Here is a 7,994-nt window from a genome sequence, read left to right as displayed (position 1 = left end):
ATGGCTCTTCGGAAAATAGGGCCTCAGCCGCGCCATCTGAGCCTCGCTCAGCCAATACAGATCGCTCATCATGCCCCCTTTGGTTCGGGGACGATGAATCACGCAGACCGCGCAGCCTCAACCCGTTTAATGGGTCCTGAGCCTAGGGCCTGGAGCGGGTCACCCGTTCAACCTTCGTCCTCGCCACCGGGGTTCCCGACCGGACGGCAAACATCCAACCTGATGAATGTTTCCGCCGGAGGGGGCTGGTCATAACACATTTCATAATCTAAATGTATCAGCGACTCGGGACCTCTCCCGCAAAGCCGGAAAGACTCAGATGGCGAACAGCATCACAAGATACCTGCCCATTCTCGACTGGGGCCGCCGCTATGACAGGGCCGCCTTCGGCGCGGACATGATCGCGGCGGTGATCGTGACGATCATGCTTATTCCGCAGTCGCTGGCCTATGCCCTGCTGGCCGGCTTGCCGCCCGAGGCGGGGCTCTATGCCTCGATCGTCCCGATCCTCGCCTACGCGGTCTTCGGCACGTCGCGCGCCTTGGCGGTCGGACCGGTGGCGGTCGTGTCGCTGATGACGGCCGCCGCGATCGGCCAGGTCGCCGAGGCCGGGACCATCGGCTATGCCGCCGCCGCGCTGACTCTGGCGCTTCTGTCGGGCGCGATGCTGCTTGCGCTGGGGCTGCTGCGGCTTGGATTCATCGCGAACTTCCTCAGCCATCCGGTCATCGCCGGCTTCATCACCGCCTCCGGCATTCTGATCGCGACCAGCCAGCTGAAGCATATCCTCGGCGTCGAGGCTTCCGGTCACACCCTGCCCGAGATGCTGCACGGCCTCTGGACCCACCTGCCCGAAACCAGCCTGCCGACCCTCGTCATCGGCGTCTCGGCCACCGCGTTCCTGTTCTGGGTGCGCAAGGGGCTGAAGCCGCTGCTGATCCGGTTCGGCCTGTCGCAGGGCGCGGCCGGCATCGCCACCAAGGCCGGCCCGGTGCTGGCCGTCGTCGTCACCACCGCGCTTGTGGCGCTGCTGGGGCTTCAGGACAGGGGTGTCTCCATCGTCGGCGCCGTGCCGCAAAGCCTGCCGCCCCTCACCCTGCCGCCGCTGTCGTTCGAGTTGCTGTCGGCGCTGGCGGTGCCGGCGCTGCTGATCTCGGTCATCGGTTTCGTCGAATCGATCTCGGTCGCGCAGACGCTGGCCGCGAAGAAGCGCCAGCGCATCGACCCCGACCAGGAGCTGATCGGGCTGGGCGCGGCCAACATCGGCGCGGCCTTCACCGGCGGTTATCCGGTCACGGGCGGCTTTGCCCGGTCGGTCGTCAACTTCGACGCGGGCGCCGAGACGCCGGCAGCCGGCGCGTTCACCGCGATCGGCCTGGCCATCGCCGCGCTTGCGCTGACGCCGCTGGTCTTCTTCTTGCCGAAGGCGACACTGGCCGCGACGATCATCGTGGCCGTGCTGTCGCTCGTCGACTTCAAGATCCTGCGGACCGCCTGGACCTACAACCGCGCCGATTTTGCAGCGGTCGCGGCGACCATCGCCCTCACCCTGGGCTTCGGGGTGGAAACCGGCGTGTCCTCGGGCGTGATCCTGTCCATCGCCCTGCACCTGTGGCGCAGCGCCCGGCCCCATGTGGCCGAGGTCGGGCTTGTCCCCGGCACCCAGCATTTTCGCAACCTCAAGCGACACGAGGTCGACCTGCACCCCGAGGTGCTGACACTGCGTATCGACGAGGCGCTGTGGTTCGCGAATGCACGGTTTCTCGAGGACCTGATCCTCGATCGTCTCGCCACCAACGCGAAGCTGCGCGAAGTGGTGCTGATGTGTTCGGCGGTCAACAATATCGACCTGTCGGCGCTCGAAAGCCTCGAGGCGATCAACGCGCGGCTGGCCGACCAGGGGATCCGGCTGCACCTGTCCGAGGTCAAGGGCCCGGTGATGGACCGCCTCAAGCGCTCCCATTTCCTGGATGCGCTGTCAGGCAAGGTGTTCCTGTCCCAATACGATGCCTGGACGTCGATTTGCGACGGTTGTGACAGCCGGAAGGCAGCCGAATAGCAGGTCCGGGCCGGTCGCGGTTCGCTTTACCCAACCTTTACCGGCGCCGTGCAAGAAGCGTCAGGAGCCACGATCCTGACGCAGAATGCGAGCGCGATGCCTTCCACATATGACTTGCCAAGCCGCCTGGCCGGACGGCCCCTTTCCTTGCAACCGTATGCCCCCGACATCCGCCGCCTAGGCCCGGCGGCGGGGCGCGATCCGGACGGGCAACGTGGCCAGCGCACGGATCGCATTGTTGGGCCGCCAGACGGGGGCCCCGTCCAGCTCCAGCACGTCCACCCGGGCGGCAAAGGCGGTCAGGAAAGCGTCAAGCTCGGCCCGCGCCACGGTCTGGCCCACGCAATTGTGCACGCCCACGCCGAAGGCGAGGTGCCCGACGGGCCGCCTGTGCACCACGAAGTCACCGGCATCCGCGCCCCAGCGCTCGGGGTCGAGGTTGGCCGCGCCGAGCGAGCACAGGATCTTGGTTCCCGCCACGATCTGCACGCCCGCGACCTCGGTGTCGCGCCCCGCCGTGCGGCAGAAGCCATGGACCGGCGAGGTGCGGCGCAGAACCTCCTCGATGCATGGGCGCACAAGCTTCGGGTCGGCCTTCAGCGCCTCCAGCGCACCTGGCGTGGTCGCAAGGCACCACAGCGCGTTGCCGATGCCGGTCACGGTCGTGTCGACCCCGGCGGACAACAGCGACCGCACGAGCATGCCGGCCTCTTCGGGGGTGATCTCCTCTTTGGCGGCAGCCTCGAAAATGGTCGCGCCGAAGCCGCCCGGGATCAATTCGTCGCGGGCGCAACGGGCGGTGATCCAGGGCACGATGTCCGGCCCCTTGGCCATGGCCGCGCGGCGCAGCGCATTGTCCGGGCCGAGCGCGTTGAAGACCATGGCGCCGTAGTCCACCAACCGGCGCGGGTCGGTCTGGCGCAGGCCGACGGCCCTGGGAAAGACCGTGGTCGGATAGATCTCGGCACAATCGGCCACCGCGTCGAAGCGGCCTGTCTCCAGCAGACGGTCCACCAGCCGCTCGGCCTCGGTCCGGAACATTTCGGTCATCTCGCGCACCGCGCTGGGCGACAGGGCGCGGGTGATCACCCGGCGGGTCCGGGTGTGATAGGGGGGATCGACCTCGAGCACGATGGACGGGGGGCGCCACGGGTCCTCCAGGTCGAAATCCTGGAGCCCGACGCCCCGGGAGGACACGAAGCGATCGTGATCGGAGAAGACCTCTCGGGTGACGTCATAGCCGCCGCAGACCAACATCCGGTAGTGCGCGAGATAGGCAAAGGGCGATCTGGCGCGGAGGGCTTCGTAGAACGGTTCGGGCGCGGCCAGCGTAGCCTCGGCGTAGGGGTCGACATCCCAGACAGGCACGCCGTCCGGCGGGTCGATGGCGGCATGACCATCCTGCATCTCCATGATCTTCCTTTCGATTCAGACGTCGAGACCGACCCCGACATGACGGTCGAGCAGCGCCGGATCGGCCAGCACGTCGGCGGCCCGACCTTCGTGCACGATCCGCCCGGTATCGAGGATGACGGCCCGGTCGGCGAACCGCAGCGCCAGTTCGGCATGCTGCTCGACCAGCACTATGGTGCGACCCTCGGCGGAGAGACGTTCGAACACATCCATCAGCATCTGGCAGATCACCGGCGCGAGGCCCTCCAGCGGTTCGTCCAGCAGCAGGACCTCGGGCCGGCCCATCAGCGTGCGGGCGATGGCCAGCATCTGCTGCTCGCCTCCTGACAACAGGGCGCCCCCGTTTCGGCGACGCTCCCTGAGGCGGGGAAAGAGGGCATAGGCCTCGGCCAGCGTGCCGCCGCCCCGGGTCTGTCCGGCCAGCAGGTTCTCTTCGACCGAGAGGGAGGGAAAGATGTCCCGGGTCTGGGGCACGATGCCAAGCCCCGATGCCTGGCGCCGATGCGGCGGCAGGCGCGAGATATCGGCCCCCCGTAGCCGCACGGCCCCGGAATGCAGCCGGGTCAGCCCCATCATCGTGGCCAGCGTCGTGGTCTTGCCCATGCCGTTGCGCCCGATGATCGCCAGCCGCTCGCCCTCGGCGAACGACAGGGTCAGATCCTCCAGCACGCGGGTCTCGCCGTAGCCGGCCGTGACGCCGCCGAGGCTCAGCATCTCAGCCATGTCCGGCCCCGAGATAGAGGTCGCGGACCTGCCGGTCGCGGGAGATCTCTCGCGGAGTGCCCTCGGTCAGGATCGCGCCATTCACCAGGACGATGATCGACCGCGCCACCTTGAAGACAAGCTGCATGTCATGCTCGATGATCAGCACGGCAAGGTCCTTGGGCAAACGCTCTATCGCCTCGACGATCAGGTGGTTTTCCGAGGTCGGGACCCCGGCCGCCGGCTCATCCAGGATCAGGATCCGGGGATGCAGCGCGAGGGTCAGCGCCATCTCTATCAGGCGCTGCTGACCGTAGGCGAGGTTTTCGACCGTGGTATCGGCGTGCCGCGTCAGGCGGAACTGATGCATCAGCTCGGCGACCTCGGCCTCGGTGGCCCTGTCGCCATCTGCCCTGCGAAGAAGCTTCAGCCCCTGCCGTTTGCGCTCCGACACGCCGAGGCGGATGTTCTCGCGCACGGTCAGTCGCTTGAACAGGGTTGTGATCTGGAAGGTCTTGGCGATACCGGCCCGCACCCGCTGCGGCTCGCGCAGGCCGCGCAGGTCGCGGCCGTCCAGCCGGATCGTCCCGCTGCTTGGCGGCGCGATGCCGGTGATGAGGTTGGCCAGCGTGGTCTTGCCCGCGCCGTTGGGCCCTATCAGGGCCTTTCGGTCGCCGGGCCCGAGCTCGAACGTCACATCCTTGCACACGGTCAGCCCCCCGAAGCTCTTGTTCAGACCGTTGACTTCGAGACCGCTCATCTTCCGCGCCCCAGACGGGCCAGCGCCCCCGGCACACCCATCAGCCCCGCCGGCACGAAGAACACCACGCCAAGCACCAGCGCCCCGATGATGAACAGCCAGTTGAACGGGTCCACCGCGGCCGCAAGATGCTCGACCGTCATGAACAGAGCGACGCCCAGCACCGCCCCGTAGAGCCTGCCGGTCCCGCCCAGAACCAGCATGATGACGGCCTCGGCGGAATGCTCGAAGCTGTAGACCTCGAGGCTGACCAGCGAGGTGACCTGCGCGGCCAGCGCCCCCGCGACGCCCGCGATCCCGCCCGCGAGCGTATAGATCGCCACAAGCCGGGCATAAACCGGCGTTCCGATGGCCCGCATCCGGGCGGGACTTTCGTGGATGCCCCGGGCCGAAAGCCCGAAGGGCGAGGCGACCACGACCTTCAGCATGACCAGCACCAGCGCCATCACCGTGAAGGCATACCAATAGCCCGTGCGCCCGATGAAATCGAATTCCCATATGCCGAGGACGGGCTCCATCCGGATGCCGCGCAGCCCGTCGGCCCCGCCGGTCACCGGTCGCGCCTTGTTGGCGACCTCCTGCAGGACCTGGGCTACGGCGATCGACAGCATCAACAGGGTCAACCCATGCGCCCGCATCATGATCAGGCCCGAGACCGCGGCGATGGCCGCCCCCGCGACGGCCCCGGCGGCAAGCCCGAGTAGGGGGTCGGCCGAGACATGGATGGCAAACAGCCCGGCGGCATAGGCGCCGGTGCCGTACATCGCGGCATGGCCCAGCGTCGCGATACCAGCGTAGCCGAGGACGAGATCCAGCGAGAGGACGAAGACGACCATGATCAGGATGCGTGTGAGGAACGCCAGATCGTAGGGGAAGACGAAGAAAAGCCCCACGGCCGCGGCGAGGATCACCAGGTCCGGGACCAGTCGGCGTGGGTTCGGGCTCATCTCACACCCTCCCCGACAGGCCCTGCGGCCGCAGGGCCAGCAGGGCGATCACGCAGCAGAAAAAGAAGATCGTGCCGAAATCGGGCACCAGGTACAGGACGGCCTGTTGCAGGATGCCCAGCGCCAGCGCGGCCAGGAAACTGCCCGCGATGGAGCCCATGCCGCCGACGGCCACCACGATCAGAAAGAGGACCATGTAACGCAGGGGGTAATAGGCGTCGATCGGCAGCAGCTCCGCCCCGAGGATCCCGCCGAGCGCCGCGAGCCCCGCGCCCAGGCCGAAGGTCAGCGCAAAGACCCGGCCCGTGTCGATCCCCAGCGCCGAGGCCGTCGCCCGGTTGTCGACGGCCGCCCGAAGGCGGATGCCGAAGCGTGTGCCCTCCACCAGAAGATAGAGCGCCGCCATGATCGCGAGGCCAACGCAGATCACGATCAGGCGGTGCATCGGCAAGGATCGGAACCCGAGGTCGACGATTCCCGTCCAGCTGTCGGGCAGTCGGATCGGCAGCAGGGACGAGCCGAGCCAGAGGTTCACGCTCGCGATCATCAGGAAGGTGATGCCGATCGTGGCCAGCACCTGCTGCAGCTCTCCCATGCGGTAGATGGATCGGTAGAGCACCCGCTCCATCGGCACCGACAGCAGCACCACCAGCGCAATCGCGACCGCCGCGGCGGCCACAAAGGGCAGGCCCAGGACCGCGCCGAAATAATGCACGAAGGCCCCGCCCAGCATCGCGAAGCCGCCATGGGCCAGGTTGATGACCCGCATCAGGCCCATCGTCACCGACAGGCCCACCGAGATCATGAACAGGATCATCCCGTAGGCGACGCCGTCCACGAGGATGTTGAGGATTGTGCCCATGCACCCTATCCGGTCAGTGGTGCGTCGGGCGGGCGGAGGTCTTCCGCCCGGCCCGGCTGGCGCGGCGGCCGGTCAGTAGTCGTTGACCAGCCCGAGGTCGGGCACCTGCTCGACCGTCTCGAACTCGCGGTTGATCAGGTTTCCCGCCTCATCCTTGTCGACCACGCGGATATAGACGTTCTGCGTGACGTGCCGGGTGTCGGGGTCGATGGTGACGGGACCGCGCGGGCTCATCCAGCTCATGCCCTTGACGGCCTCGATCGCGGCGGGGCCGTCGGTGCCGGCCGCGCGGACCATCTCATAGATGACATGGGCCCCGTCATAGGCCTGGACCGAGGCGAAGTTCGCCACCGCGTCCGGGTAGAGCCGGGCCAGCGTTGACAGGAACAACGCGTTCTCGGGGCTCTCATGGGCAGAGGAGTAGTGATAGGCCGTGGTCAGGCCCAGCGCCGCATCGCCCAGCGCCTCGAGCGTCGTCTCGTCGGTTTCCCCGGTGCCGAGGAACTCGATGCCCGCACCGCGCAGATCGTTCTCGTTATAGGCTTTCACGAAGCCGAATGTGGTCGGCCCCACCGGCAGAAAGGCAAAGACCGCGTCGGGCGCCTCGTCACGGACCCGCTGCATGAACGGCGCGAAATCGGTGGTCGCGAGGGGCATCCGGATCGAGTCGGCGATGGTGCCGCCGCCGGCCTCGAACGCGGCGGTGAAGCCGGTCTCCGCGTCGATCCCGGGGCCATAGTCCGAGACGGCGGTCACGACCGTGGTGATACCGTTGGCCAGCGCCCATTCCGCCATCGGCGCTGAGACCTGCCACAGGGTGAACGAAGGCCGGACGAAGAAATCCGATTCCTCGGTGATGATCGAGGTCGCCGCGTTGAAGATCACCGTCGGCGTCTGCGATTGCTCGATAAGCTGGGCGACGGCGAGCGCATTGGGGGTGAAGACGAAACCGCCGAGATAATCGACCTGCTCGCGAATGATCAGCTCTTGCGCGAGGGCGCGTGCCTGGTCGGGATTCGGGCCACCGGAATCGCGATAGATGAACTCGATCGTGTGATCTCCGACGGTGGTCCCGTTGATCTCCTGGTAGGCCGCGATCGCCTCGGAGAATTGTTTGCCGTAGGTGGCGAAGGGCCCCGAGGCCGGGACGATTACGCCGACCTTGATCTCGTCCGCCCGGGCAATGCCCGAGGTGGTTGCCACGGCAAGGACCGCCGCGATACACGCGTGCAGGATGGGTTTCACGGTGTC

General features: G+C 67.3%; 7 protein-coding genes. 1 reads left to right on the top strand and 6 read right to left on the bottom strand.

Annotation, left to right across the window (positions count from 1 at the left end; all coding sequences use genetic code 11):
• Nucleotides 1-319 precede the first annotated feature (319 nt).
• Nucleotides 320-2,059: a SulP family inorganic anion transporter gene (locus ROA7023_RS17920; RefSeq protein ID WP_085880400.1), complete on the top strand. Its 1,740-nt coding sequence runs from the start codon at nt 320-322 to the stop codon at nt 2,057-2,059.
• 177 nt (nt 2,060-2,236) lie between these two features.
• Here ROA7023_RS17920 and ROA7023_RS17915 read toward each other — a convergent pair whose 3' ends face one another.
• From ROA7023_RS17915 to ROA7023_RS17890, 6 genes are all read right to left on the bottom strand, one after another.
• Nucleotides 2,237-3,472, bottom strand: a complete 1,236-nt coding sequence (locus tag ROA7023_RS17915; protein WP_085880399.1) for a cytochrome P450 — start codon at nt 3,470-3,472, stop codon at nt 2,237-2,239.
• A gap of 15 nt (nt 3,473-3,487) precedes the next feature.
• A complete protein-coding gene (locus tag ROA7023_RS17910) occupies nt 3,488-4,195 on the bottom strand; it encodes an ABC transporter ATP-binding protein (RefSeq protein WP_085880398.1) in 708 nt (235 codons plus the stop codon).
• Nucleotides 4,188-4,934 carry an ABC transporter ATP-binding protein gene (locus tag ROA7023_RS17905; RefSeq protein ID WP_085880397.1) on the bottom strand — a complete coding sequence of 249 codons (747 nt, stop codon included), beginning with the start codon at nt 4,932-4,934 and terminating at the stop codon, nt 4,188-4,190. Before ROA7023_RS17905 ends, ROA7023_RS17910 begins: the two co-directional genes overlap by 8 nt.
• The gene (locus tag ROA7023_RS17900; RefSeq protein ID WP_085880396.1) at nt 4,931-5,881 is read right to left on the bottom strand and encodes a branched-chain amino acid ABC transporter permease; all 951 of its coding nucleotides are present in this window, start codon (nt 5,879-5,881) and stop codon (nt 4,931-4,933) included. Before ROA7023_RS17900 ends, ROA7023_RS17905 begins: the two co-directional genes overlap by 4 nt.
• A 1-nt stretch (nt 5,882) precedes the next feature.
• Nucleotides 5,883-6,743: a branched-chain amino acid ABC transporter permease gene (locus ROA7023_RS17895; protein ID WP_085880395.1), complete on the bottom strand. Its 861-nt coding sequence runs from the start codon at nt 6,741-6,743 to the stop codon at nt 5,883-5,885.
• Nucleotides 6,744-6,815: 72 nt separating this feature from the next.
• Nucleotides 6,816-7,988, bottom strand: coding sequence for an ABC transporter substrate-binding protein (locus ROA7023_RS17890; protein ID WP_234992297.1), 1,173 nt, complete (start codon nt 7,986-7,988; stop codon nt 6,816-6,818).
• Nucleotides 7,989-7,994 lie beyond the last annotated feature (6 nt).

The sequence above is a fragment of the Roseisalinus antarcticus genome (assembly GCF_900172355.1).
Lineage (GTDB): Bacteria > Pseudomonadota > Alphaproteobacteria > Rhodobacterales > Rhodobacteraceae > Oceanicola > Oceanicola antarcticus_A.
This window is presented reverse-complemented; position numbering and strand designations above follow the sequence as displayed.

Coding starts and splice junctions, on each gene's coding strand:
- ROA7023_RS17905 (WP_085880397.1), bottom strand. CDS start 4,934: ATGAGCGGTCTCGAAGTCAACGGTCTGAACAAGAGCTTCGGGGGGCTG.
- ROA7023_RS17895 (WP_085880395.1), bottom strand. CDS start 6,743: ATGGGCACAATCCTCAACATCCTCGTGGACGGCGTCGCCTACGGGATG.
- ROA7023_RS17920 (WP_085880400.1), top strand. CDS start 320: ATGGCGAACAGCATCACAAGATACCTGCCCATTCTCGACTGGGGCCGC.
- ROA7023_RS17915 (WP_085880399.1), bottom strand. CDS start 3,472: ATGGAGATGCAGGATGGTCATGCCGCCATCGACCCGCCGGACGGCGTG.
- ROA7023_RS17910 (WP_085880398.1), bottom strand. CDS start 4,195: ATGGCTGAGATGCTGAGCCTCGGCGGCGTCACGGCCGGCTACGGCGAG.
- ROA7023_RS17900 (WP_085880396.1), bottom strand. CDS start 5,881: ATGAGCCCGAACCCACGCCGACTGGTCCCGGACCTGGTGATCCTCGCC.